The organism is Pacificispira sp. HM-600 (assembly GCF_977993705.1).
Map to the genome: position 1 here is coordinate 3053746 of NZ_OZ388079.1, position 24896 is coordinate 3078641.

At 66.9% G+C, this 24896-nt stretch carries 23 protein-coding genes and 1 pseudogene; 20 read left to right on the top strand and 4 right to left on the bottom strand.

Annotated features, from left to right (window positions below; genetic code table 11):
* The first annotated feature begins 9 nt into the window (after positions 1-9).
* The 4 genes from prfA (at position 10) to ACXZ1E_RS14630 (ending at position 4582) form a co-directional block, all read left to right on the top strand.
* Entirely contained in the window at positions 10-1098 is a 1089-nt protein-coding gene (gene prfA / locus ACXZ1E_RS14615; protein ID WP_458351981.1) for a peptide chain release factor 1, read from the top strand.
* 198 nt (positions 1099-1296) lie between these two features.
* Positions 1297-2280: an endonuclease domain-containing protein gene (locus tag ACXZ1E_RS14620; RefSeq protein ID WP_458041180.1), complete on the top strand. Its 984-nt coding sequence runs from the start codon at positions 1297-1299 to the stop codon at positions 2278-2280.
* 159 nt (positions 2281-2439) lie between these two features.
* Complete coding sequence (locus ACXZ1E_RS14625) at positions 2440-2853, top strand: hypothetical protein (protein WP_458041181.1); 414 nt, start codon at positions 2440-2442, stop codon at positions 2851-2853.
* A 1-nt stretch (position 2854) separates the two neighbouring features.
* Positions 2855-4582, top strand: a complete 1728-nt coding sequence (locus tag ACXZ1E_RS14630; RefSeq protein ID WP_458041182.1) for an amidohydrolase — start codon at positions 2855-2857, stop codon at positions 4580-4582.
* Between the two features lie 46 nt (positions 4583-4628).
* On the opposite strand, the gene ACXZ1E_RS14635 is transcribed toward ACXZ1E_RS14630, so the two are convergent.
* From ACXZ1E_RS14635 to cysK, 4 genes are all read right to left on the bottom strand, one after another.
* The gene (locus ACXZ1E_RS14635; protein WP_458041183.1) at positions 4629-6224 is read right to left on the bottom strand and encodes a hypothetical protein; all 1596 of its coding nucleotides are present in this window, start codon (positions 6222-6224) and stop codon (positions 4629-4631) included.
* Entirely contained in the window at positions 6206-7009 is an 804-nt protein-coding gene (locus tag ACXZ1E_RS14640; RefSeq protein WP_458351982.1) for an ABC transporter ATP-binding protein, read from the bottom strand. The genes ACXZ1E_RS14635 and ACXZ1E_RS14640 overlap by 19 nt, the downstream gene beginning before the upstream one ends.
* Positions 7010-7112: 103 nt before the next feature.
* Positions 7113-7691 carry a serine O-acetyltransferase EpsC gene (gene epsC, locus ACXZ1E_RS14645; RefSeq protein ID WP_458041184.1) on the bottom strand — a complete coding sequence of 193 codons (579 nt, stop codon included), beginning with the start codon at positions 7689-7691 and terminating at the stop codon, positions 7113-7115.
* 1 nt (position 7692) lies between these two features.
* Positions 7693-8631, bottom strand: a complete 939-nt coding sequence (gene cysK, locus ACXZ1E_RS14650) for a cysteine synthase A (protein ID WP_458041185.1) — start codon at positions 8629-8631, stop codon at positions 7693-7695.
* Between the two features lie 180 nt (positions 8632-8811).
* Between cysK and prmC the strand changes: the two genes are divergently transcribed.
* From prmC to ACXZ1E_RS14730, 16 genes and pseudogenes are all read left to right on the top strand, one after another.
* A complete protein-coding gene (prmC, locus tag ACXZ1E_RS14655) occupies positions 8812-9699 on the top strand; it encodes a peptide chain release factor N(5)-glutamine methyltransferase (protein ID WP_458041186.1) in 888 nt (295 codons plus the stop codon).
* Between the two features lie 51 nt (positions 9700-9750).
* On the top strand, positions 9751-10428 hold the full coding sequence (locus ACXZ1E_RS14660) for an L-threonylcarbamoyladenylate synthase (protein ID WP_458041187.1): 678 nt from the start codon (positions 9751-9753) through the stop codon (positions 10426-10428).
* A complete protein-coding gene (locus ACXZ1E_RS14665; RefSeq protein WP_458041188.1) occupies positions 10425-11600 on the top strand; it encodes an MraY family glycosyltransferase in 1176 nt (391 codons plus the stop codon). The genes ACXZ1E_RS14660 and ACXZ1E_RS14665 overlap by 4 nt, the downstream gene beginning before the upstream one ends.
* Positions 11597-12148: a hypothetical protein gene (locus ACXZ1E_RS14670; RefSeq protein ID WP_458041189.1), complete on the top strand. Its 552-nt coding sequence runs from the start codon at positions 11597-11599 to the stop codon at positions 12146-12148. Before ACXZ1E_RS14665 ends, ACXZ1E_RS14670 begins: the two co-directional genes overlap by 4 nt.
* 229 nt (positions 12149-12377) lie before the next feature.
* Positions 12378-13187, top strand: a complete 810-nt coding sequence (gene atpB, locus ACXZ1E_RS14675) for a F0F1 ATP synthase subunit A (RefSeq protein ID WP_458041190.1) — start codon at positions 12378-12380, stop codon at positions 13185-13187.
* Positions 13188-13230: 43 nt separating this feature from the next.
* Positions 13231-13467, top strand: a complete 237-nt coding sequence (gene atpE / locus ACXZ1E_RS14680; protein WP_165138922.1) for an ATP synthase F0 subunit C — start codon at positions 13231-13233, stop codon at positions 13465-13467.
* A 28-nt stretch (positions 13468-13495) separates the two neighbouring features.
* The gene (locus ACXZ1E_RS14685; protein ID WP_458041191.1) at positions 13496-14065 is read left to right on the top strand and encodes a F0F1 ATP synthase subunit B; all 570 of its coding nucleotides are present in this window, start codon (positions 13496-13498) and stop codon (positions 14063-14065) included.
* Complete coding sequence (locus ACXZ1E_RS14690) at positions 14065-14856, top strand: F0F1 ATP synthase subunit delta (protein WP_458041192.1); 792 nt, start codon at positions 14065-14067, stop codon at positions 14854-14856. The genes ACXZ1E_RS14685 and ACXZ1E_RS14690 overlap by 1 nt, the downstream gene beginning before the upstream one ends.
* Positions 14857-14935: 79 nt before the next feature.
* Positions 14936-16468, top strand: a pseudogene (gene atpA, locus ACXZ1E_RS14695) (F0F1 ATP synthase subunit alpha); the annotation flags it as partial.
* 128 nt (positions 16469-16596) lie between these two features.
* A complete protein-coding gene (locus ACXZ1E_RS14700) occupies positions 16597-17505 on the top strand; it encodes a F0F1 ATP synthase subunit gamma (RefSeq protein ID WP_458041194.1) in 909 nt (302 codons plus the stop codon).
* Positions 17506-17529: 24 nt separating this feature from the next.
* Positions 17530-18984 (top strand): F0F1 ATP synthase subunit beta, encoded by a 1455-nt coding sequence (atpD, locus tag ACXZ1E_RS14705; RefSeq protein ID WP_458041195.1) that lies wholly within the window; start codon positions 17530-17532, stop codon positions 18982-18984.
* 2 nt (positions 18985-18986) lie between these two features.
* A complete protein-coding gene (locus ACXZ1E_RS14710; RefSeq protein WP_458041196.1) occupies positions 18987-19247 on the top strand; it encodes a F0F1 ATP synthase subunit epsilon in 261 nt (86 codons plus the stop codon).
* Between the two features lie 91 nt (positions 19248-19338).
* A complete protein-coding gene (locus tag ACXZ1E_RS14715) occupies positions 19339-20106 on the top strand; it encodes a YaaA family protein (protein WP_458041197.1) in 768 nt (255 codons plus the stop codon).
* A 101-nt stretch (positions 20107-20207) separates the two neighbouring features.
* The gene (locus ACXZ1E_RS14720; RefSeq protein ID WP_458041198.1) at positions 20208-20855 is read left to right on the top strand and encodes a DUF5684 domain-containing protein; all 648 of its coding nucleotides are present in this window, start codon (positions 20208-20210) and stop codon (positions 20853-20855) included.
* A gap of 286 nt (positions 20856-21141) precedes the next feature.
* Positions 21142-22035: a PP2C family protein-serine/threonine phosphatase gene (locus ACXZ1E_RS14725; RefSeq protein ID WP_458041199.1), complete on the top strand. Its 894-nt coding sequence runs from the start codon at positions 21142-21144 to the stop codon at positions 22033-22035.
* A gap of 57 nt (positions 22036-22092) precedes the next feature.
* Complete coding sequence (locus tag ACXZ1E_RS14730) at positions 22093-24894, top strand: FtsK/SpoIIIE domain-containing protein (protein WP_458041200.1); 2802 nt, start codon at positions 22093-22095, stop codon at positions 24892-24894.
* Positions 24895-24896 lie beyond the last annotated feature (2 nt).

Here is a 24896-nt window from a genome sequence, read left to right on the forward strand (position 1 = left end):
GGGTCCGCCGTGGCCGACCCCGGGATTTTCGACTCCGTTCGCGGACTCATCGACGAGCACCGGCGGGTGCAGGAGGAACTCTCCGACCCCGCCGTGCACGCCGATGCCGGCCGTGCGAAGCGCGTCAACCGACGCTACGCAGAGCTCAGCCGGATTGTCGCCGCGTACGACGCGTGGGCCGCGGCATCCGACGATCTCGCCGCCGCGCGTGAACTCGCGCGCGAGGATTCGGCTTTCGCCGAAGAGGTGCCGGGGCTCGAGGAACGCGTCGACGCAACACAGGAACGTCTGCGCCGCCTCCTGATCCCGCGCGACCCCGACGACGCCCGCGACGTGATCATGGAGATCAAGGGCGGCGAGGGCGGCGCCGAGAGCGCGCTCTTCGCGGCCGATCTGCTGCGGATGTACATCCAGTACGCCGCGTCCAAGGGCTGGAAGACCGAGCTGCTCGAGCGGACCGAGTCCGACCTCGGTGGCTACAAGGACGTCCAGGTCGCGATCAAGGGGTCGTCCGCCGATCCCGCGCAGGGCGTCTGGGCGCACCTCAAGTACGAGGGTGGCGTGCATCGCGTGCAGCGTGTGCCCGCGACCGAGTCGCAGGGGCGCATTCACACCTCGACGACCGGCGTGCTGGTCTTCCCCGAGGTGGATGAACCCGACGAGGTCGAGATCAACCAGAACGACCTCAAGATCGACGTTTTCCGATCGTCCGGTCCCGGCGGTCAGTCCGTCAACACCACCGATTCGGCGGTCCGCATCACCCACCTGCCCACGGGCATCGTGGTCTCGATGCAGAACGAGAAGTCGCAGCTGCAGAACCGTGAGGCCGGCATGCGCGTGCTGCGAGCCCGGATTCTCGCGCGACAGCAGGAAGAGATCGCGGCCGCGGCATCCGATGCCCGCAAGTCGCAGATCCGCGGGATGGATCGCTCCGAGCGCATCCGCACCTACAACTTTCCCGAGAACCGCATCGCGGATCACCGGACGGGCTACAAGGCCTACAACCTCGATCAGGTGATGGACGGGGCTCTGGGCCCGGTCATCGACTCGTGTATCGCCGCGGACGAGGAAGAGCGCCTGGCCTCTCTCGGCACCTGACGCCCCCGCAGCCGCCGCGCCCGCGCGCCTTGGATCTGCTCGCCTGACGCAATGTGTCGCCTGGGCGCTGCCCGAGCCAACACATTGCGTCAGGCGAGCGGATGCGATGTTTCCTCCACAGGGGGCGCCAACGGCGCAGGTGCACGTGTGGGGCGTGCGGGAGCGTTTGGGTAGCGGGATGCGGTCCAGCGTGGGGGTATGCAACCACGACAGCTGCCCGATGAGCTCGGGCCCGCGTTTCTCGTCCGCGATGCGTTGCAGGCGGGTCTGAGTCGCGAGCGCGTGCGACGTCTCGATCTGCACCGCCCGTTCCACGGGGTGCGGATCCGGGGAGATGCTGAACCGCCCGACCTCGATGTGCAATCGTCCTCGCCGTACTCGGATGAGGAATGTGCCGAGGTGCTGCGACTCGCGCGGGTGTATGCCCTACGAATGGCAGACCATGAGTTCTTCAGCCATCGGACGGCTGCGGTGCTTTGGGGTGTGCCGGTGCCGCGGAATCACGACGACCGTTTGCACGTGAGTGTGCTCGCGCCTGCACGTGCCGTCCGTACTTCCGGCGTGGTGGCGCACGAAGCGCAGCCCGGGCTCACTCGTGTTGTCACTCATCCTCCGACCGGGCTGCGGGTTTCGAGCCCCGCGACGACGTGGGCAATGCTCGGGGCACAGCTGCTGCATCCGTACGATCTCGTCGCGGCGGGCGACGCATTCATCCGGGTGCAGCGGATGCCCGGCCCTTGGGTGCGCGAAATGCCACCGCCCTTGGCGACGTTCGCGCAGCTCGAGGCCGCGGTGCGCGCAGGCCGGAGAGTCGGACGTCCAGCCTTGAGAGAGTCACTGCCTCGGTTGCGTGTGGCAGCAGCATCCCGACCTGAAACCTGGACGCGCCTGACGATCTGCGACGCTGGACTGCCCGAACCCTTGCTTGATCATGACGTCTACGACGAGAGCGGAGCATTCATTGGATGCGTCGACCTGGCGTATCCCGATCTGAAGATCGCGATCGAGTACGAGGGAGACCACCACCGCACAGATCTGGTGACGTGGAACCGCGACCTCGCTAAGCACGAAGCGCTACAGGCTGCCGGGTGGCGCGTCATCCGCGTCGGCAGCGCAATGCTCTTTCGGAAACCGCACCTGCTCGTCAGCCTCGTGCGCGACGCGCTCCGCGCCCGGCGCTGACGCCGCGCGCCGTCCCCGCTTGTTCCCCTGACGCGATGTGTCGCTTGCGGAGGGTGTGAAGCGACACATTGTGTCAGGGGAGCGGGGCTTGTGCGGCGCGCGCGGGGGCGGGGTGCGGCGAGAGACGCCGCGAGGCGGCCGGCGCGATAAGGTCAGCCCGTGATCAGATTCCTCATCCGCAGCCTCATCTTCGTGGTCTCGGCCGCGCTCGGCCTGCTCGTCGCCGACTGGGTGTTGCCCGGCTTCCAGATTCAGTGGAGCGAGTGGTGGGGATTCGTCGTCTGCATCGTGATCTTCGCGGTTCTGCAGAGCGTCCTCGCGCCCTGGATCGCGACGATGGCGAGGCGCTACGCCCCGGCGCTGCTCGGCGGTATCGGCATCGTGTCGACGTTCGTCGCGCTGCTCGTCGTGGTGCTGCTTCCGATCGGCGGGCTGCGCATCACCGACGCGATCTCGTGGGTGCTCGCTCCAGTCGTCGTCTGGCTCGTGACGGCGCTCGCGACCCTGTTCCTGCCGATGCTTCTGCTCAAGCGCGAGGTCAAAGACCTCTCGGGCCGCGGCAAGGATGCCTGACATGACCGCACGCATCCTCACCGCCGGCACGATCATCACGATGGACCCGGCGAACCCGCGCGCCGAGGCCGTGGCGATCGAAGACGGTCGCATCATCGCGGTCGGCACGATGGCGGAGTGCCAGGCGGCCGCGCCCACCGCGACCATCGAAGACACCCAGGCACGGGCCCTGCTGCCGGGCTTCATCGACTCGCACTCCCACCCTGTGCTCAGCGGGATGGCGACAATGCCGCCCGCATACTGGATCGCGCCGTGGTTCTGCCCGACCTGGGATGACGTTCTCGCGATGTTCCAGAAGGCGATCACCGAGTCCGCGCCGGGCACCGCGCTGTCGTTCTTCGGATTCGATGGGCTACTGCATCAGCACGAGGATCCGGATGCGGCGAGCCTCGACGCGATCTTTGGTGATCGACTCGTCTTGGTCATGGGAAATTCGGGCCACACGGCGTATGTGACGACTGCCGTGCTGAAAGAGCTCGGCTTCGTCGAGACCCCGCCGGCCAATCCCGTGGGTGCGTTCTTCGGGCGCCGGCCCGATGGGAGCCTGGATGGCCGGGGCACCGAGTTGCCCGCAGCCATGGCCCTCGCCACGCCCGTGCTGAACGCGATCGGTGCGCAGGGCAAGCCGCTTCAGGGTGCGGTCGAGTACTACATGTACATGGCGACGGCCGGCATCACCTCCGCCTCGGAAATGACGTACAAGACCCCGCTCAAGGCGGCGTACGAGACACTGGCGTCGCTGCCGAACAGTCCGATTCGCGTAACGCTGTACCACATGTCCACAGAGGCCGACGCGGGGGATCCGTTCGAATCGACCGTCCCCGTCGAGATGCTGCACAAGCGCGGCATCAAGCTCTGGGCCGACGGGTCTCCGTGGGTCGGCAACATCGCGATGTCGGAGCCCTATCTCGACACCGACGCCACCCGCGCGGCGGGTATCGCCCCCGGCATCCCGGGTGAGGCGCGGATGAACTACACGCGCGGGCAGCTGGACGCGGTCCTGGACGCCCATGCCGACGGCGGCTGGCAGATGGCGTTCCATGTCAACGGCGACATCGGGCTCGACGTCGTGCTCGACGCTTTCAGCCGTGCGCTCGACGAGCACGGTCTGGCTGGCACCGACCACAGGTGGCGGGTGGAGCACATCGGCGGCGCGCGCCACGATCAGTTCACGCGGATGGCTGAGCTCGGTGTCGTGACATCGATGGGGCCGTTCCAGTTCTACTACTGGGGTGACCTGCTCGACGGCCAGATGTTCGACAGCCGTATTGGCGCGCCCTGGCAGCGTTTTCGCGACGCGTTCGATGCGGGCACGCATCCCTCTTTCCACAACGACGGCAGCGTGAGCCCGCCCACCCCGCTTCTCAATATCCAGACCGCCGTCACACGGCGCACCAGCAGCGGAACGATCCGCGGGGCGGAGCAGGCGACGACGTTGCACGAGGCACTCGCGGCCCAGACGATCAACGCGGCGTACACCCTCGGGACCGACGGTGATGTCGGATCGATCGAAGTCGGTAAGCTCGCGGACTTCGTCGCGCTCGACGCCGATCCCTACGCAGTCGCACCCGAGAAGATCGGTGCGATCGGGGTCACCGGCACCTGGCTCGACGGCGCAAAGATCGATCTCGACGCGTTCGCCGAGGCATCCGGTCAGGTCGATGACGCCGCGTTCGCGTCGCTGCGTGCGCTCGGCGTGCCGGCCTGCTGCCATCAGGCGCCCGCCTAATCCGGCGCTCTCCTGATCGCGCGAATCAGGGGGACGCAGCGCGGAGCTATTGCGACGAAGCGGCCCGCACGCGCTGTAGCAGGTCCGGAGCGGTGCGGTCCAGCATTCGACCGCCGATCCCGACGCCGAGGACGAAGAACACGACACCGAGCACCACGCCGACGACGAGAGCGAGCCAACCGAACAGTGCATCGCCCGTGGCGACGGTCAGGATGGCCAGGATGATCTCGGGCGCGGCGAGCACCGCGGCGAGAATCCACACGGCGAGGAAGCCGAGGAAGATCGAGAACGTCGCGCCGGGCACGCGCTTGAACGGATTGTCGCCCGCCGCGGGCACGGGCACGAGCAGGTAGGCCGAGCTCACCGCACACACGCCGTATGCCGTGAGCAGCATGCCGATTGCCGACCCGACGATCGCGGGCGCCAAGTTCCAATCGCCGGTGATGGCGATCGTGATGATCGCCGTGAGGACTACCAGCGGAAGCCCGACGGTCGCGGCCGCGAGCATCCGGCCGAGACGGTCTTGACGACCGCGAACGCCCGTCGCGACGATCGTGCCGAAGGCCGTGCCGTCATAGGACACATCCGCGTAGGGGACGATGCCGAGGACGAACGCGACGAACGTCGCGCTGAAGGCGATGAAGGTGTTGGTCGTGTCGCCTCGAGCCCAGAACACCACGAGCACCGGCACGAGCGGAACGGTGATGAGCTGACGGAGGTAGCGGGGATCGTGGATCCAGTAGGTCAACGATCGTGCCCAGCTGGCTCCGGTGCCGCCGGTGGGCAGACGCCCGAACCATCCGATCTTCCCCGCGGCGACCTTGCGGCCGCCCCGAGCGGGAGGTGCGATGAGGGATGCCGACAGGCTCCGGTGCCAGATGAACCACAGCAGCGCGATCGTCGCCAGCGCGATCAGCAGTTTCGCGCCGGCGACGAGAGGCGCCCCGGATGCCAGATCGCCCGGGGCCGACCATGCGGCCGCCAGGGGTGTCCAGGACACCGCCTCGAGCACACCAGACAGAGCAGTCATGTCATCGGAGGGGCCGCTCGCGGCGCGCAGGAGCGAACCGATGCCGGCGATGATCGGACCGGCGAGGATGAGGACGATGAACGCGAGCATCCAGACGATTTCACGGATGCGCCGGCCTCCCGTCAGTCCGGCCGCGATCGAGGCGAAAGTCCGTGAGACGACGACGCAGATCAGGATGCCGAGCGGGACGCAGATGACCGCCGCCGCGAGGGCGATCGGCCAGCGCCACCACGCGACGAGACTCGCGAGACCACCGAGAATCGTTGCGAGACCGGGGATTCCGGTCGCACCCGCTGCCGTCAGGGCGACCATCATGCGGTTTGTCGTCAGGGGAAACGTTGCGAGACGCGAGGGGTCGAGCGTCGTATCGATCCCGGCCGCGAAAACGGGTGCGAGCACCCATCCCAGGGTTAGCAGACTGCCGCCGGCGATGAGGACGAGCCGCGTCACCTCGAGACCGAGGGTGCCGACGAAGAACAGACCGATCGCGATCAGCACGACGGCGCCGACGGCCCAGAGGGCGCCGAAGATGAATCCGACGAGCTGCCAGGGCTGTCGGGAGAGCGTATTGCCGAGGACGCGGAAGCGGATCCTCAGGAGAGTCGCAACCACTCGGGTCCCTCCGTGTGGTGTCGGCCGCCGACGAGCTCGACGAATCGGTCTTGCAGCGTCGCGTCGCCGCGCACCTCGGCGACCGTGCCTGCGGCGAGCACGCGACCTGCCGCGATGACGGCGACGTGGTCGCACATGCGCTGGACGAGGTCCATCGAGTGGCTCGACACGATCACCGTGCCGCCGCCCTGTGTGTAATCGCGCAGGATGTCCTCGATGTTCGCCGCCGACACCGGGTCGACCGATTCGAACGGTTCGTCGAGGACGAGGATGCGGGGGGCGTGGACGAGGGCGCAGGCCAGGGCGATCTTCTTGGTCATACCGGCGGAGAAGTCGACGACGGGTGTGCCGGCGGCCACTGTGAGGTCCATGATGCGGAGCAGATCGGCGGTGCGCGCCGCGACATCCGCGTGCGTGAGCCCGAACATCATGCCCGTGTACGTCACCAGCTGTTCGCCGGTGAGACGGTCGAACAGGCGCACGCCGTCGGCGAGGTTGCCGATCATGGCCTTCGCGCGGACAGGCTCGGCCCAGACATCGACGCCGTGGATGAATGCGCGACCGGCATCCGGGCGCAGGAGTCCCGTGGCCATGGACAGTGTGGTGGTCTTGCCGGCTCCGTTGGGGCCCACGAGTCCATAGAACGAGCCCTCGGGTACGGCGAGGTCGAGGTTATCCACGGCGATCTTGTCGCCGAAGCGCTTGACGAGGCCGTTCAGCTGCATGGCGAGAGCGCGGGAAGCGGCTGGTGGCGGCGGGGCAGCGGCGGGAGTCGGCGAGGTCACCGTTTCACGCTATCGGGAACATGCGCGAACTGGTATATCACCGCGCGTGTCGCTCAGGTGCATCGCGCGGCTCCATGGATGGTCGCGGTCGCGTCCCGCTGCGTCAGATGGAATACTCGGGGGCTGTCAAGAGTGCCCGCGTGTCCTCGCCCGGACGACGGGCACGTGCCTTTGCGGGTATGCCGACGAGCACCGAGTTCGCGGGTGCATCGCGGGTCACGACGGCGTTCGCCCCGACGGCGGAATCGTCGCCGATCACGACGGGCCCGAGGATCTTCGCACCCGCGCCGACCACGACGCGGTCGCCGAGCGTGGGGTGCCGCTTGCCGCCCTCGCGCTGACGTCCGCCGAGCGTCACGCCGTGGTAGAGCATGACGTCGTCACCGGTTTCGACGGTCTCACCGATCACGACACCCATGCCGTGGTCGATGAAGAAGCGACGACCGAGACGAGCACCCGGGTGGATTTCGATCCCGGTCAGCCACCGCGTCACCTGCGACAGTGCACGCGCGAGGAACTTCGCGCCGCGCACCCACAGGCGGTGATGGATGCGGTAGGCCCAGATGGCGTGCAGGCCCGGGTACAGCAGCGCGATCTCAAGATCCCCACGTGCGGCGGGATCCCGCAGACGAGCGGCGGTGACATCCTCTCGGATCGTCAGCCAGGCGGAACGAAGGCCCACGTCACTCCTCGCGCAGGTGCTCGTACAGAGCCGTGGAGAGGTAACGCTCGCCCGCGGACGGGACGATGACGACGATGTTCTTGCCTGCGGCCTCCGGCCGGGCCGCGATCTGCAGGGCGGCCCAGATGGCGGCCCCGCTCGACATGCCGACCAGAATGCCCTCGTCGGTTGCGACCTTGCGGGCCACCTCGAGGGTGTCCTCGAACGAGACGTCGATGACCTCGTCGATGACGTCACGGTCGAGGATCTCGGGCACGAAGTTCGGGCCGATGCCCTGGATCTTGTGGGGTCCGGGGTGGCCCTTCGTCAGGATGGGGGAGTCCGCGGGCTCGACGGCGACGATCTGGACACCCGGCACGCGCTCCTTGAGTACCTGACCGACACCCGTGATGGTGCCACCCGTGCCGATGCCGGCCACGAAGTATCCGATGTCACCATCGGTGTCGCGCAGAATCTCTTCCGCTGTCGTTGCGCGGTGGATCGCCGGGTTCGCCTCGTTCTCGAACTGGCGGGCCCAGATGGCGCCCGGTGTGTCGGCGACGATCTGCTTGGCGATGTTGACGGCCTCCGACATTCCCTTTGTGGGGTCGGTCAGCACGAGCTCGGCGCCGAACGCCTTCAGCAGCGTGCGCCGCTCCTTCGACATCGAGGCGGGCATCGTCAGGATCACCTTGTATCCGCGGGCGGCGCCCACCATGGCGAGCGCGATGCCCGTGTTGCCGCTCGTGGACTCCACGATGGTCCCGCCGGGTTTCAGCTCGCCGGATGCCTCGGCTGCGTCGACGATCGCGATGCCCAGGCGGTCCTTGACGCTCGAGACCGGGTTGTAGAACTCCAGCTTCGCCAGCACGACGCCGCCGAGCCCTTCGGTGACCCGGTTCAACCGGACGAGTGGGGTGTTTCCGAATGCGGACGTGATGTCTGAGTGGATGCCGGCCATGGGCGTGCCTTTCGGGATGTCACGGGATGTCACGGGGTGTCACGGGATGGATCGAAGCTTCGGCGTCGTCGTCGACGCACTTCCACGAGCCTAGGCGAGGCCCATCGGGCTCGGCGCGATTGTGACGAATCCGCGGATCCGCGGCCAGGACGGAGGGGCGCCGGTAATGTGGGGACGCTCATGCCTCCCATCGAAAACTCTTCTTCTCCGCGTGCGCTCGCGACCGTTCTGCGCGAGGCCGCCGAGCGACTCGCGGCGGCGGGCATCGCCGATCCGGGCGTCGATGTCGAGTTGCTTGCGGCGCACGTGCTCGGCACGAGTCGCGGGGGAGTGCAGGCTGCCAGTATCCGGGGCGATGAGATCGAGAATGAGGATGCCTCGGCATTCGAGGCTCTCGTTGAGCGCCGCGCCGCGCGGGTACCGCTGCAGCACCTCACGGGGCTTGCCCCGTTCCGCCGTCTGGTATTGCGGGTCGGTCCCGGTGTTTTCGTGCCTCGACCCGAGACCGAGATCGTCGCGCAGTTCGCCATCGACTCGCTCTGGGCTGCGGCATCACCGGCGCCGATCGCGGTCGATCTCGGCACAGGGAGCGGTGCGCTGGCGCTGGCGCTTGCGACCGAGGTGCCGCACGCGATCGTCTACGGCGTCGAGAAGTCGCCGGACGCCTTCATCTGGGCGAAGGGCAACGCCGAGTTCGTCGGTGCGACCAACGCACGGATCGTCCGGGGTGACCTCGACACGGCGCTCCCCGACCTAAACGGAACCGTTGACGTCGTCGTCTCGAACCCTCCGTACGTGCCGGATGACGCGATCCCGCGCGACCCCGAGGTTCGCTTCCACGACCCCGAGGCCGCGCTCTATGGTGGGCCCGACGGCCTCGACGTGGTGCGCCGCGTGAGCCGAGCCGCCCTGCGCCTCGTGCATCCCGGCGGCACGGTCGTGATCGAGCACGGCGAGTGGCAGGGGGCTGCCGTGCGCGACATCCTCGCGGCGGACGGATGGCGCGCGGCAGCGACGCATCCGGATCTGACGATGCGCGACCGCGCGACGACCGCTCTCCGCCCCTGACCCTCGCGCCGAGAATGGCAGCACTCGTGCCCGCCGTAGACTTGGCGGGACATGTCCGACATTTTCGACTGCCGCGACGAGGCGCAGCTCCTCGCGGGCCTGCGGCACGCACGACGTTCGATCGCGCGTGGCGAACTCGTGGTGCTGCCGACCGACACCGTATACGGCGTAGCGGCGGATGCCTTCAGCCCAGCCGCCGTGGCGGCCCTGCTCGCAGCCAAGGGACGCGGTCGCCAGTCGCCTCCGCCCGTGCTCGTTTCGGGCGCGTCCATGCTTGCCGCTCTCGTCAGCGAGGTCCCCGAGCCGATCGAACAGCTGATCGAGGAGCTCTGGCCCGGGGGGCTGACCATCGTGCTACCCAGCCAGCCGTCGCTCGCGTGGGACCTCGGCGAGACGCACGGCACGGTCGCCGTGCGGATGCCCGACAACCGCGTCACCCTCGACCTCATCCAGGACGCCGGGCCTCTCGCGGTTTCAAGCGCCAACCTCACCGGCCGCCCGGCCGCGACCTCCGTCCTCGAGGCCGAGCGGATGCTGCGCTCGAGCGTCAAGGTCTATCTCGACGATGGGCCCTCGAGCACAGGTGTGTCCTCGACCATCATCGACGCGACGGCCGTGGTCCGACGGGAGGAGGATGCGCGGGTGCACGTTCTTCGCGAGGGCGCCATCTCGATTGAACGGTTGCGCGAGCTGCTGGGCGACGTGCTCGAACCGGATGCTGCCGCGTGAAGCAGTACATCTTCACGATTCTCTTCACGGCGTTCCTGACGTTCGTCCTGTCGTGGGCGGTGTGGCAGCTCAGCATGCGCTTCAAGCTCTACCCCGGCATCCGGGAGCGCGATGTCCACAAGACCCCGACACCTCGGCTCGGCGGGGTCGCGATGTTCTTCGGCATCTTCGCGGCGTTCGTCGTATCCCGCGCCAACGACTTCTTCAATCCGTTCTGGTTCGTCCCGCAGCAGATCTACGGCATCCTCGGCGCGATGCTGCTGATCGTCATCGTCGGCGTCCTCGATGACCTGTGGGACCTCGACTGGCTCATCAAGCTCGGCGCGCAGTTTCTCGCGGCGGGCCTGATCGCGGGTGTCGGGGGACTGCAGATCTATTCGCTGCCGATCGGTGGGTTGACGGTCGGGTCGAGCTGGGTGAGTTTCACCCTGACCGTTTTCTCGATCGTCATCGTGATGAATGCGGTCAACTTCATCGATGGACTGGATGGCCTCGTCGCGGGTGTGTGCCTGATCGCGAACGGAGTGTTCTTCGTCTACTCCTATCTCTTGCTGCGCGAGTTCGCGACGAACAACTTTTCGCTCGCCACCTTCATCGCCGCCGTGCTCGTGGGCGCGTGCCTCGGCTTCCTGCCCCTGAACTGGAGCCCAGCGAAGCTCTTCATGGGCGACTCGGGTGCTCTCCTGCTCGGTCTGCTGATGGCGACGTCCGCGATCGCGATCACGGGCGCCATTCCGCCGGGAGCTCTCGACCCCGAGGACATCGGTCGCTCGCAACTACTCGGCGCGTTCATCCCGATCGTGCTCCCGGTCGTCGTCGTGTTGCTGCCCCTGCTCGATTTCGGGATGGCTGTGCTCCGTCGTCTGCACGCGGGCAAGAGTCCCTTCTCGCCCGACCGCAAACACCTGCACCACCGCATGCTCGATATGGGGCATAGCGACCGCGATGCCGTGCTGATCTTCTACGCCTGGACGGCCGTGATCAGCTTCGCCGTCCTGCTGATGTTCATCGCCGAACGCAATCAACTTTCCTACTGGATCGGGGTCGTCTTCGCCGTGATCGGCGCCGCCGCGTGCCTGGTCCTGACATTCATGCCCTCGCGTCGGCCCCGCCGCGAGGCGGGCTCCCACGCCCCCGACGAGATTCTGACCCCCGTGGAGGAACTGCCATGACCGACCCGTCCCCGCCGTCCGCCCCGTCTTCGGGCCGCGTCGTCGCGAGCACCCCGATCCTCACCATGACTCTCCGCTGGGGCGGATTACTCACGGCCGCCCTGGCCGTTCTCGGGGCGGTCATCGGTTTCTTCGTCGCCGGGGCGGATGGCTCATGGAGCGCCCTCGCCGGCGTGCTCACCGCAGCGGTGTTCCTCGGCATCACGGCCGTCAGCATCCTGATCGCCAACCGGTGGTACGGCGACCCGCTGTTCGTCCCGATCTTCTTCGGGATCGTGCTGGGCGGATGGCTGCTCAAGTTCGTCATCTTCATCGTCGTCCTGCTCGTGCTGCGGGGGCAGGAATGGATCGTTCCGCCGGTCTTCTTCGTCGGATTGATCGCGGGAGTCGTCGCCTCCCTGGCTGTGGACGTGGTCGTCATGCTCCGGATGCGTCTGCCCTATGTGAGCGACGTGACGTTGCCGGGGGATGGGCCGGGCAATGGGCCGAGCTTCGCTGGTTCGGACGGCGCTTCGATCCCGCTCACCAAGCCCCCTGCGGATTCGTGACCTGCCCAGATCCTTGATAGGGTCTAGATGTTCCCCTGAGCCGTGCATTGAACCTAGGTTCGTGACAGACACAGTCGTGACAGACACCGGCGTAAGACGTATTTTCGGCAGTCTTTTACCGATACGAAGTCTCAAATCGATACACAGTGATGTGCACCGCAGCGGTGACTTTTGATAATTCCCGTCGCATCGATCTCGATCGGTGCCCCCGAAGCTGGAGCCAGCGCAGTTGACTCAAGCCGCGACTTTCATCGCCACCGCAAGCACCGACGATGGTGCATTCTATCCGCCGTCTATTTGGGATTTCTTCCCTGACGCGGTTCTTTTCGAAGGAACGTGGTTCGCGCTCACGCGCATCAACCTGATCCAGATCCTTGCCACCGTGGCGTTGGTAGTGATCTTCGTCATCGGGACGCGCCGAATGAAGGTCGTTCCGGGTCGCTTCCAGAGCGTTGTCGAGATGGGTCTGGACTTCGTCCGCGTCAACATCGCGCACGATCTGCTGGGGCGTAAGGACGGCGACCGGTTCCTGCCGATCCTGACAACCTTCTTCTTCCTGATCCTGTTCATGAACATCACGGGAATCATCCCGTTCCTGAATATCGCGGGAACGAGCGTCATCGCGATGCCGCTGCTGCTCGCTGTCATCGCCTATGTCATGTTCATCTACGCGGGTGTCCGCAAGAGCCCGGGCAACTTCTTCAAGAACTCTCTGATGCCCCCGGGCGTGCCGTGGCCGCTCTACATCATCATCATCCCGCTCGAGTTCCTGTCGACCTTCATCATCCGGCCGATCACGCTGACCCTCCGTCTGCTGATGAACATGATCGTCGGGCACCTCATGCTCGTGTTGTTCTTCTCGGCGACACAGTTCTTCATCTTCTCGCTCGGCGGCTTCTGGTCGCTGCTCGGCGCCGGGACGCTCGCCTTCGGCTTCGCCTTCACCCTCTTCGAAATCCTGGTGGCATTCCTCCAGGCCTACGTTTTCACCATCCTCTCCGCGGTCTACATCCAGCTCGCGGTCGCGGAAGAGCACTAATCGGGTCGGCAAACGCCGCCCCTCACCGAAAGGAAACAACCCCGTGGACGCAACTACGGTTCTCGCCCAGGTCACCGGCTCCATCGCGACCGTCGGATACGGCCTCGCCGCGATCGGCCCGGCCATCGGCGTGGGCATCGTCGTCGGCAAGACCATCGAGGGCGTTGCTCGTCAGCCCGAGCTGGCCGGCCGCCTGCAGGTCCTGATGTTCATCGGGATCGCGTTCACCGAGGCGCTTGCGTTCATCGGTATCGCGACCGGCTTCATCTTCGGCGCCTAGTCATCCGCTTACGACCTAAGGAGACAGGATGCTGAACGCTCTTGTCACTCTCGCCGCTGAAGGCGAGGGCGAGGCGCCCAGCCCGCTCATTCCGGCGATGTACGACATCGTCTGGTCTGCGGTGTGCTTCGTCGTCGTCCTGCTGGTGTTCTGGCGCGTCATCCTTCCGCGGATGACGGCGCTGCTCGACGCGCGGTCCGCCGCGATCGAGGGCAACATCGCCAAGGCCGACGAGGCTCAGAAGCAGGCTGAGGCGGCGCTCCAGGAGTACACCGCGCAGCTGGCCGACGCCCGCCGCGAGGCTGGAGACATCCGCGAGGCCGCCCGCGAGGACGGCAAGCGCATCGTCACCGAGGCGAAGGAAGCCGCGGCCGCCGAGGCCGCACGTCAGACCGCGACGGCTCACGCGCAGATCGAGGCAGAGCGCCAGGGTGCTCTCGTCTCGCTGCGCTCGGAAGTCGGAACGCTTGCGCTCGACCTCGCTGGCGGCGTCATCGGAGAGACGCTCTCCGACGACGCGAAGGCTAAGTCCGTGGTCGACCGGTTCCTGGCCGAGCTCGAGGCATCCGAAAAGGCTGCTGCGGGGAAGGCCGAGTAATGGGCAGCGCGACCACTCAGGCGCAGCGCGCGACGAACGCCGAGCTTGTCGGTGCGAAGGGTCTCGATCTCGCCGTGGCGAGTCAGCTCTTCCACTCGGCACGGGTCGTCGGTTCTTCGTCGCACCTGAGCGGTGCGCTCGCCGACCCGTCGGCTTCGACGGTGTCGCGGCGGAAGGTCGTCGAGGATGTCTTCGGTGCGACGTTTGCGCCGGTGACCGTCTCGCTGCTCGCCTTCGCGGTTGAGCAGCGGTGGTCTTCGGCCGCCGATCTGATCGCCGGTATCGAAGAACTCGCGATCCGCGTTGTGGCGATTTCCGAGGGGTCGACCGATCTCGAGGGCGAGCTGTTCTCGGTTTTGCGCATGGTTACGCAGAATCCCGAGCTCGAGCTCGCGCTGGGTAGCCGCCTCGGTGATGCCACCTCCAAGGGTGCGCTCGTCGACACGCTGCTCGCGGGCCGTGTCAGCGCGGGTACCGCCCTGGTCGTCGCGTCGATCGTTCAGCAGCCGGGGGAGCGACGCATCCGTGAGTCCCTCTCGCGCACCATGCGGATCGTTTCGGACGAGTTGAACCGCACGGTTGCAACCGTCACGACGGCCACCCCACTCTCGGACGCGCAGGCAGCGCAGCTGGTTCGCCTGCTGAGTGCCAAGTACGGCCGCGACGTGTCGCTCAACACGGTCGTCGACTCCACGGTCGTCGGGGGACTGCGCGTGCAGATCGCGGACGACGTGATCGACGCATCGGTCGCCGCGCGTCTCGCAGAACTCCGTCAGCGGTTGGCGGGCTGAACCCAGATTTCCCGCACCCCGTGCGGAACGCGGAGCGAGAGCCCCGCACCAGACAGCACTCTCAAGATAGAGGAAGACAATGGCAGAACTATCGATCAGCCCCGACGTCATCCGTGACGCGCTGAAGGACTTCGCCGCCGCGTACGAGCCCACCGGCGCGGCCGCGACCGAGGTCGGCACCGTCGTCGACGCGGCAGACGGCATCGCCCACGTGGAGGGCCTGCCCGGCGTCATGGCGAACGAGCTCGTCACGTTCGAGGACGGCACGCAGGGCCTGGCCCTGAACCTGGACGAGCACGAGATCGGTGTCGTGGTTCTCGGCGAGTTCTCGGGCATCGAGGCCGGCAACTCGGTCACCCGCACGGGCGAGGTCCTCTCGGTCGCCGTGGGCGACGGATACCTCGGCCGCGTGGTCGACCCGCTCGGCAACCCGATCGATGGTCTCGGCCCGGTCGCAACTGAGGGACGCCGTGCACTCGAACTGCAGGCGCCCGGCGTCATGCAGCGCAAGTCGGTGCACGAGCCCATGCAGACCGGCATCAAGGCGATCGACGCCATGATCCCGATCGGCCGCGGCCAGCGCCAGCTCATCATCGGCGACCGCCAGACCGGTAAGACGGCCATCGCGATCGACACGATCATCAACCAGAAGGACAACTGGGCGTCGGGCGACGAGAACAAGCAGGTTCGCTGCGTGTACGTCGCCATCGGTCAGAAGGGCTCCACGATCGCGGCCGTCAAGGGTGCGCTCGAGGACGCCGGAGCGATGGAGTACACGACCATCGTCGCCGCGCCCGCGTCCGACCCTGCCGGCTTCAAGTACCTGGCGCCCTACACCGGCTCTGCCATCGGCCAGCACTGGATGTACGGCGGCAAGCACGTCCTGATCATCTTCGACGACCTGTCGAAGCAGGCCGAGGCCTACCGTGCCGTTTCGCTGCTCCTGCGTCGTCCGCCGGGCCGCGAGGCCTACCCGGGTGACGTCTTCTACCTGCACTCCCGTCTGCTGGAGCGTTGCGCGAAGCTCTCCGACGAGCTGGGCGCCGGTTCGATGACGGGACTCCCGATCATCGAGACGAAGGCCAACGACGTCTCGGCATATATCCCGACCAACGTGATCTCGATCACGGACGGCCAGATCTTCCTGCAGTCCGATCTCTTCAACTCGAACCAGCGTCCCGCGGTCGACGTGGGTATCTCGGTTTCGCGTGTCGGTGGCGACGCGCAGGTCAAGTCGATCAAGAAGGTCTCGGGAACGCTCAAGCTCGAGCTCGCCCAGTACCGTTCGCTCGAGGCGTTCGCGATGTTCGCGAGCGACCTCGACGCAACCTCGCGTCGTCAGCTCGCTCGTGGCGCACGCCTGACCGAGCTTCTCAAACAGCCGCAGTACTCGCCGTACCCGGTCGAGGAGCAGGTCGTCTCGATCTGGGCCGGCACCAAGGGCAAGCTCGACAACCTGGCGGTCGAGGACGTGCTGCGCTTCGAGGCCGAGTTGCTCGATCACCTGCGCCGCAACACCGAGATCCTGACGACGCTCCGCACGACCAACGTTCTCGACGACGACACCGCCGCCGAGCTCGAGAAGCAGGTCGACGCGTTCACCCTGGAGTTCCAGGGCGGCAAGGGTCAGAGCCTGTCCGCTCCCGGACGCGAAGAGGTCGAGGCCGCTGAGGCCGAAGACGTCAACCAGGAGCAGATCGTCAAGGGCCGCCGGGGCTAGGGAGACGCGACAGCGACACCATGGGCGCACAACTACGGGTCTACAAGCAGAAGATCTCTTCTGCCCAGACGACCAAAAAGATCACGAAGGCGATGGAGCTCATCGCGGCTTCGCGCATCCAGAAGGCGATGGCACGCGTCAAAGCGTCCTCACCTTTTGCGCGCGCCGTGACGCGGGCCGTCTCGGCGGTCGCGACCCACTCCAACGTCGAACACCCGCTCACGACGGAACGCCCGGTCATCCGCCGGTCGGCCGTGGTCATCTTCACCTCGGACCGCGGGCTGGCGGGAGCGTTCAACTCCCAGATCCTGCGCGAAGGGCTGGAGTTGTCGGCTCTCCTGCGTTCGCAGGGCAAGGAAGTCACGTACTTCCTGGTCGGGCGCAAGGCGGTCGGTTACTTCCAGTTCCGGAAGCTCGCGAGTGCCGCGCAGTGGATCGGCGACACCGACACCCCGCAGTTCACGACGGCGGAGAAGATCAGCGCGGAGCTACTCGACTGCTACCGTCGCGGCGGAGACACGGATGGCGATGCGGCTGGTGTTGACGAGATCCACCTCGTCTACAACCGCTTCGTCAGCATGATGGTGCAGTCGGCCGAGACGGTCCGCCTGCTCCCGCTCGAGGTCGTCGAATCGGATGCCTCGGAGTCGAGCGCGGTGTACCCGCTCTATGAGTTCGAACCGGACCCCGAGACGGTGCTGGACGCGCTCCTGCCCGTGTACATCCAGAGCCGCGTCTTCAACGCCCTCCTGCAGTCGTCCGCGGCAAAGCACGCCGCCACGCAGAAGGCGATGAAGTCCGCCAGCGACAACGCCGACAAGCTCATCACGACGTACACGCGCCTGCGCAACAACGCGCGTCAGGCTGAGATCACGCAGCAGATCGCCGAGATCGTCGGCGGCGCCGACGCCCTCTCCTCGAGCAAATAAGCCCACACGAAAGAGAAGAAGACCATGACCCCCACCGCCACCGCCGAAACGACGGAGACCGCGGTCGTCGGGCGCGTAGCGCGCGTCAACGGTCCCGTCGTCGACATCGAGTTCCCGCACGACGCGATCCCCGACATCTACAACGCGCTCAAGACGACCGTGACGATCGGCGAAGAGTCGACCGAACTCACGCTCGAGGTCGCCCAGCACCTGGGTGACGACCTCGTCCGCGCGATCGCTCTGAAGCCCACCGACGGACTCGTCCGCGGTCAGGAAGTGCGCAACACCGGCGGCCCCATCACGGTGCCCGTCGGCGATGTCACCAAGGGCAAGGTCTTCAACGTCATCGGCGAGGTGCTCAACGCGCAGCCGGGCGAGAAGATCGAGATCACCGAGCGCTGGGGCATCCACCGCAAGGCTCCGAACTTCGACCAGCTCGAGTCGAAGACTCAGATGTTCGAGACCGGCATCAAGGTCATCGACCTCCTCACGCCCTATGTTCTCGGTGGAAAGATCGGTCTGTTCGGTGGTGCCGGTGTCGGCAAGACCGTCCTCATCCAGGAGATGATCCAGCGCGTCGCGCAGGACCACGGTGGTGTGTCGGTGTTCGCCGGTGTCGGCGAGCGCACCCGTGAAGGCAACGACCTCATCCATGAGATGGAAGAAGCCGGCGTCTTCGACAAGACGGCGCTCGTCTTCGGCCAGATGGATGAGCCGCCGGGAACGCGTCTGCGTGTCGCCCTGTCGGCGCTGACGATGGCGGAGTACTTCCGTGACGTGCAGAAGCAGGACGTTCTGCTCTTCATCGACAACATCTTCCGCTTCACGCAGGCCGGTTCCGAGGTCTCGACGCTGCTCGGCCGTATGCCGTCCGCGGTGGGTTACCAGCCGAACCTCGCGGACGAGATGGGTGTGCTCCAGGAGCGCATCACCTCGACGCGTGGTCACTCGATCACGTCGCTCCAGGCCATCTACGTTCCCGCCGACGATTACACCGACCCGGCGCCCGCGACGACCTTCGCGCACCTCGACGCCACGACCGAGCTCTCGCGTGAGATCGCGTCGAAGGGCCTGTACCCGGCCGTCGACCCGCTGACGTCGACGAGCCGCATCCTGGACCCGCGCTACATCGGTGCCGACCACTACCGTGTCGCGACGAACGTGAAGCAGATCCTGCAGAAGAACAAAGAACTGCAGGAGATCATCGCGATCCTCGGTGTTGACGAGCTCTCGGAAGAGGACAAGGTCGTCGTGTCGCGTGCACGCCGCATCCAGCAGTTCCTCTCGCAGAACACCTACATGGCGAAGAAGTTCACCGGTGTCGAGGGCTCGACGGTTCCGATCAAGGAGACCATCGAGTCGTTCGACGCGATCGTCAAGGGCGACTTCGACCACGTGGCCGAGCAGGCCTTCTTCAACGTCGGTGGTATCGGCGACGTCGAAGAGCGCTGGGCGCAGATCCAGAAGGAAAACGGCTGAGCATGCCCGTCAACGTGAGCCTGGTCTCCGCGGACGCGGAGGTGTGGGCGGGTGAGGCGACGCTCGTCATCGCCAAGACGGTCGAGGGCGAGATCGGTCTGATGACCGGTCACGAGCCGATCTTGGCGATCTTGGCAGAGGGCCAGGTCCGGATCACGCAGCCGGACGGATCGAAGATCCTCGCGAACGCCCAGGACGGCTTCCTCTCGATGGAGAACGACGTGCTCACCATTGTGGCGGGCAACGCCGCGCTCGTCAGCTAAGTCGCACGTATCGAAGGCGAGGGGCCCGCAGGGGCTCCTCGCCTTCGTTCGTTCCAGCCCGCTATCCGTCTTCCCGCGTCTCGGAGTCGTCATGCTGATTCTGCTTCCCCCGTCCGAGACGAAGCGGCTCGGGGGCACGCACGCACCGCTCGATCTGGAACGGCTGGCGCTGCCGACGCTCACGCCGCAACGGCGGGGCGCGGTGAACGCGCTCGTCGAGCTTTCCGGCGATGCCGTCGCGGCAGCGCGTGTACTGGGGCTGAGTTCCCGTCAGCTGGGCGAGATCGAGGTCAACGCCGCGCTGCGCACCTCGCCCACGATGGCTGCCATAGATCGCTACACCGGGGTGCTGTACGACGCTCTCGCGGCAGACTCGCTCGAGCCGGCGGCGCGCCGGTGGCTCGGCTCGCACGCGATGATCCACAGTGCGCCTTTCGGTCCGGTGGGTGCGCTCGACCGCATCCCCGCGTACCGCTTGGGTGCGGGGGCGTCGATTCCATCGCTCGGGCCGCTGCGTCGGCACTGGGCGTCAGCGGTCACCGCGGCGCTCGAGGTATCCGGTGCGTCCTTCGTCCTGGACCTGCGGTCCGAGGCGTATGTCGCGCTCGGACCGGTGCCGTCGACGATCGCGTCCATCTATCTGCGGGTGGTCACGGCGTCCGAGGGCGGTGCCGTGCGCGCCCTGAACCACTTCAACAAGCACGCCAAGGGTGCGCTCACGCGGCTGCTCGCGACCGGCCGGCCGCGCATTCGCAGCGTCGCCGGGTTCGCGCGCTGGGCGAACTCCGCGGGTGTGGACGTGCGTCCGCGGGAGGGTGGCACGTGGGAGCTCGTCGAGGGAAAAGTGGGAATTACCTGAGATTCTCCTGCATGTTTACTCGGGATCTCGCTAGCATGTGACACGCGGGCCCGATGGGTCTGCGAACCGCGGCCTCCGGGCCCCGAGAGATGGATAACACTATGCCTTTGAGCATCAGCTACGACGACGGGTCCGGTGCAGCGGCGTTCGCCTTCCTGCTCTTCCTCCTGCCCCTGTTCCTTTTGATCGCCCTCGCCGGATATATCATCGGCGCCATCTTCTTCATGAAGATCTTCGAGAAGGCGGGCGTCCAGGGCAAGTGGCGGGCCTGGGTCCCGATCTACAACACCCTCATCTTCGTCAAGCTCGGCGACCTCAACCCCTGGTGGCTGCTGGTCCTGTGGCTCGCCGGAGGAGTGTTGGGCTGGGTTCCCGTCCTGGGTCAGCTCATCCTGCTCGCAGCTTTCCTGTACACGCTCATGGCAGCTTGGCGTGTGGGACTGAAGCTTCAGAAGGAAGCCGTCTGGCTCATCCTCTACTTCTTCCTCACGATCGTGTGGCTGGGCATCCTGGCATTCGATAAGTCTCGCTGGAACACCGCAATTCCGGCAGCTCCGTGGGCGGGCAACTTCCTCGCGGACAAGACGGTCTGGAGTGGTATCCCTGTCCAGACGCCTGCGGGTGGATTCCCGTCGAACGCGGCGACACAACCCGGTGCCTACCCGCCGGCGGCAGGCTCGTACCCGCCGCCCGCAGCGCCCCCGGTCCCGCCGGCCGCGCCTGAGGACCCGAACGCGCCCCGGCCGTAATCACGATCGTCGAAACCCCCGCGCGTTTTTGGCGGGGGTTTCGTCGTGTCTGCGATCCAGTCCCGATCACCACCGTCCGCGAGTCAGTTCGCGAACGAAACCCGTTCGCCCAGAGCGAACACGGAGTCGTCCCGTTAGCATCCCCGCTCGGAGCAACGGTCACGCCCACCGAGCGAAATGGGCAGGTCGGGAGCGGTCTACTAGGATGTGTAAGCCGCGCCGCGCCGCGCGCGGTCGGTCGTGATCTCGGCGCACCGAGTCGCTGGCCCATCGGAGGGATGACCGCGTGCCCGAATTCGACGCGATCGCAGATCGCCGCACCGTGACGCTCAAGGGCGGTGGCGAACTCTCGCTCTCGTGGGCGGCTGTCACGCATCGGGGAATGCGTCGCGAGCTCAATCAGGACGCGGTGCTGGCGGACTATCCGCTTTTCATCGTCGCGGACGGGATGGGCGGGCACCTCGGCGGCGAGATCGCGAGCGCGAGCGCTGTCGATCGTCTGGGCGATCTGGTGCGGGATGGTCGGATCAACCCGAAATCGATCGAGAAGGCACTCTCGCGGGCGGTCAAGGACATCATCGCCCACCCGGAGGCGACCGATGATGGCACCGGAACGACGGTTACCGGGATTTTCCTCGAGACCACCGGCACCGAACCGACGTGGGTCACTCTCAATATCGGCGACTCCCGCGTCTACTTGCTGCGCGATGGCACGCTCGCCCAAGTCACGACCGACCACTCCGTCGTGCAGGAGCTGATCGCCTCCGGCCGGCTCAGTCCCGAAGAGGCCGAGAACCACCCGTACGGGAACGTGATCACCCGTGCGGTCGGGCCGAGCGAAAGCGTGCACCCCGACTACATCCGGCTCGATGTGCTGGACGGCGATCGCTTCGTCATCTGCTCGGACGGTTTGACGAAAGAACTCACGGACTTCGGCATCCGTCATTTCCTGCTCGAGAACGAAGACCCGCAGATCGCGATCGAGCAAATGATGCAGGCCTGCCTCGACAACGGGGGCCGCGACAACATCTCGATCGTCGTGGTCGACGTACACCGGCCGGGGACACGGCCACTCGACCTCACCGACGACGACACCGATACGGCAGAACGCGGATCCGCGCGCCGCCCGCAGGCCCCTGTCTCGGGCGACTCCTCCCCAGAGGCCGATTCCGGCTCCTGATCCCGAACTCGGGGGATCCCGCGGGGCTCGAGGGCGTGCAGCGCGTTGACTGGCAGTGTGCCTCTCGACGAGCCCCTGATCCTTCCCGCCGTTCCGGTTGCTCCCACCCGTGCGTCGTTCCCGGTGGTGGCGACCATCGTGCCACTCATCGGCGGGGTCGCCCTGTGGGCCATCATCGGTTCGCCCTTCGCGCTGCTCTTCGCGCTGCTGGGCCCGTTCGTCGCTCTCGGTGGGCTCATCGACCATGCGCGAAGCGGGCGTCGGCAGCGTGCACGCTCCGAGACCGAGTACGCCCGAGCCCTGGCCGAGGTCGAAGCCGCCGCGATCGAATGCCAGAGTCGTGAACGCAGCGAGCTGCGCGCCAAGCATCCGGATGTGGCGGCGTTCGCTCTCCGAGGCGAGCAGATCTGGCGAGCCGCACCGTCGGGTTCACGCGATCTCGCCGTCGTCGGTCGGGGAGTGCGGCAGAGCATGACTCGGCTGACGGGCGACTCGTCCCGCCCCGAGGCTGAACGGCTGAGGCGCGAATTCGCCAATCTGGGCGATGCACCGCTGACGGCCGATTGGCGTGCGGGTATCGCGGTGCGCGGAGAGCCAGCGCAGACGCGTGCCGTTCTCCGTGCGCTCGTTCTCCAACTCTGCCTAGCCCACACGCCCGAGACTCTCCAGGTCATGGGTCCGGCGTCCGACGAATGGGAATGGATGTCGGGGCTGCCCCATCACCTGGGGCCGCAGGAATTGCCGCCCATCGTGAATCACGTCGAAGCTCCGACCCGCGTCGTCATCAGTCCCGCGGGGGCGGGTCCCGCACCGACCGGAGTTCTTCTGACGTGGGGGAGTGCGGGCTCGACGATAGATCCCCGATGCGGCGCCGTGCTCGACGTGCGCGAACCCGACGACGCCACGCTCGTGATCGGGGTGGACCGAACCGAGTTGGCCGTCGAGGCGGTGTCGGAAGCGCAGGCACGCGCGATGGCCCGAATCCTCTCGGAACGCGGGCAGACGCTGTACGGGCGGTACGAGGCGGAGCAGGCGGTCTCCTTCTCCGCCGTGCGCACTGTGCCCGGTGTCGGCTCTCCCGGCGGCCTGTCCGTGGCGCTGGGACGAGACGGCGACCGGATCGTGATTGTCGACCTCGTACGGGACGGCCCCCACGCGGTGGTCACCGGAATAACGGGCAGCGGCAAGTCCGAGTTGTTGACCACGTGGATCGCCGGTCTGTGTTCCGCCTATTCGACGCGAGAGGTCACGTTTCTGCTCGCGGACTTCAAAGGCGGCATGACGTTCGACGCTCTCGCCGACCTGCCGCACGTGACCGGGGTTATCACCGACCTCGATGGTGGTTCTGCCGAGCGCGCGATTGCGAGCCTTCGTGCCGAGATGCGTCGGCGCGAGCACGAACTCGCCCTTCGCGGGGCACGGGATATCGCGGATCCGCGGGCCGAGCTATCCCGGCTCGTCATCGTCGTGGACGAATTCGCTGCGCTTCTCGCCGAGCACGAGGGTCTGCATCGCATCTTCGCGGATGTCGCGGCTCGGGGGCGAGCGCTGGGTATGCATCTCGTCCTCGGATCTCAGCGTGCGTCGGGCGCGATGCCCGATGCATTGCTCGCGAACTGTCCGCTGCGGATAGCGCTACGCGCGGCGGACGCTGCCGACAGTCGCGCGATCATCGGTGATGACTCGGCGTCACGCCTGCCCGGCGGGTTGCCCGGCAGCGGCCGCGCCTTCGTGAGGCGCGCGGGCGACTCGGCTCCGCACCCCGTGAGAATCGCATTGACCAGCATCGCCGACCTCGCAGACGTCGCGGCCGCCACTCGTTCGCAGGATCCCCCCAGCTCGCCGTGGCTTCCTGCGCTTCCGCCGACGGTGACGCTCGAACAGCTTCGCGAGCGCACGCTGCGTGAGCACTCGGAGACAGACGCGGGCGTCCTCCTGGCGCTCGCGGACGACCCCGCCCGGCAGCGGCAATTCCCGATCACGCTCACGGCGGCGGGTGGGCTGGCGGTCGTCGGACGTGTCGCGTCGGGAAAGTCGTCGATCATCGCGCTCATCGCGGCACAGGCGGCTGATGCCGTCGTCGTCTCCGACGATCTCGAAGCGGCCTGGGACACGCTCATGAGCGCCGAGGAGTCCGGGCTGTGGCTCGTCGATGATGCGGATGACCTTCTCGCGCGCTTCCCGCCCGATCACGCGGTCGCCGTCAGCGACCGGCTGGACCGGATCGCGCGCGCCGGCCGGCTCGTCGTCACAGCGCGGTCGCTGTCCGGGCGGCTGGCGCGGATCGTGGATGCATTGCCGCAGCGCGCGCTGTTGGCGCTCAGCACGCGAATGGATCATGTCGCGGCGGGTGGCGAAGGCGGCGGATTCCGGCCCGATCTTCCCCCCGGGCGTGGTCGATTGGCGACCTGGGACGTTCAGTTCGCGCGCACCCACGAGCGCCCGTCGTCTGCGCCCGCAACGGTCGCGAACTGGAACCCGGAGATATTGACCGGTGTCGTGACGCGGCAGACGGATACGGTTGCGGATGCTCTGCGTGTGCGCCGGGATGGACGCGGCGACGTGCGGATGCTCCGACAGATCCCCGCGGCGTCCCGGCTCGCCGACATCGTCGGCGACTCGCGAGAGCCGCAGGTTCTCGTGGGCGATGGTGAGGACTGGCTGTCCCACTGGGGGCTGCTGCAGGAGTTGCGCGTTCGGCATCCGTTGGTCATCGACGCGGACTGCCCGACCGAGTTGCGGACCGTCGCGGGGGAGCGATCGCTGCCGCCGTATGCGCGCCCCGGCATCGGACGGGCGTGGCTGTGCGCCCCCGCCTGCCGCCCGGTGCGCGTGAACCTGCTCGGGTCGGAGGGGTGACG

Coding starts and splice junctions, on each gene's coding strand:
- cysK (WP_458041185.1), bottom strand. CDS start 8,631: ATGGCCGGCATCCACTCAGACATCACGTCCGCATTCGGAAACACCCCA.
- ACXZ1E_RS14700 (WP_458041194.1), top strand. CDS start 16,597: ATGGGCGCACAACTACGGGTCTACAAGCAGAAGATCTCTTCTGCCCAG.
- ACXZ1E_RS14710 (WP_458041196.1), top strand. CDS start 18,987: ATGCCCGTCAACGTGAGCCTGGTCTCCGCGGACGCGGAGGTGTGGGCG.
- atpD (WP_458041195.1), top strand. CDS start 17,530: ATGACCCCCACCGCCACCGCCGAAACGACGGAGACCGCGGTCGTCGGG.
- ACXZ1E_RS14670 (WP_458041189.1), top strand. CDS start 11,597: ATGACCGACCCGTCCCCGCCGTCCGCCCCGTCTTCGGGCCGCGTCGTC.
- ACXZ1E_RS14630 (WP_458041182.1), top strand. CDS start 2,855: ATGACCGCACGCATCCTCACCGCCGGCACGATCATCACGATGGACCCG.
- ACXZ1E_RS14690 (WP_458041192.1), top strand. CDS start 14,065: ATGGGCAGCGCGACCACTCAGGCGCAGCGCGCGACGAACGCCGAGCTT.
- prmC (WP_458041186.1), top strand. CDS start 8,812: ATGCCTCCCATCGAAAACTCTTCTTCTCCGCGTGCGCTCGCGACCGTT.
- ACXZ1E_RS14715 (WP_458041197.1), top strand. CDS start 19,339: ATGCTGATTCTGCTTCCCCCGTCCGAGACGAAGCGGCTCGGGGGCACG.
- ACXZ1E_RS14620 (WP_458041180.1), top strand. CDS start 1,297: ATGCAACCACGACAGCTGCCCGATGAGCTCGGGCCCGCGTTTCTCGTC.
- ACXZ1E_RS14660 (WP_458041187.1), top strand. CDS start 9,751: ATGTCCGACATTTTCGACTGCCGCGACGAGGCGCAGCTCCTCGCGGGC.
- ACXZ1E_RS14685 (WP_458041191.1), top strand. CDS start 13,496: ATGCTGAACGCTCTTGTCACTCTCGCCGCTGAAGGCGAGGGCGAGGCG.
- ACXZ1E_RS14720 (WP_458041198.1), top strand. CDS start 20,208: ATGCCTTTGAGCATCAGCTACGACGACGGGTCCGGTGCAGCGGCGTTC.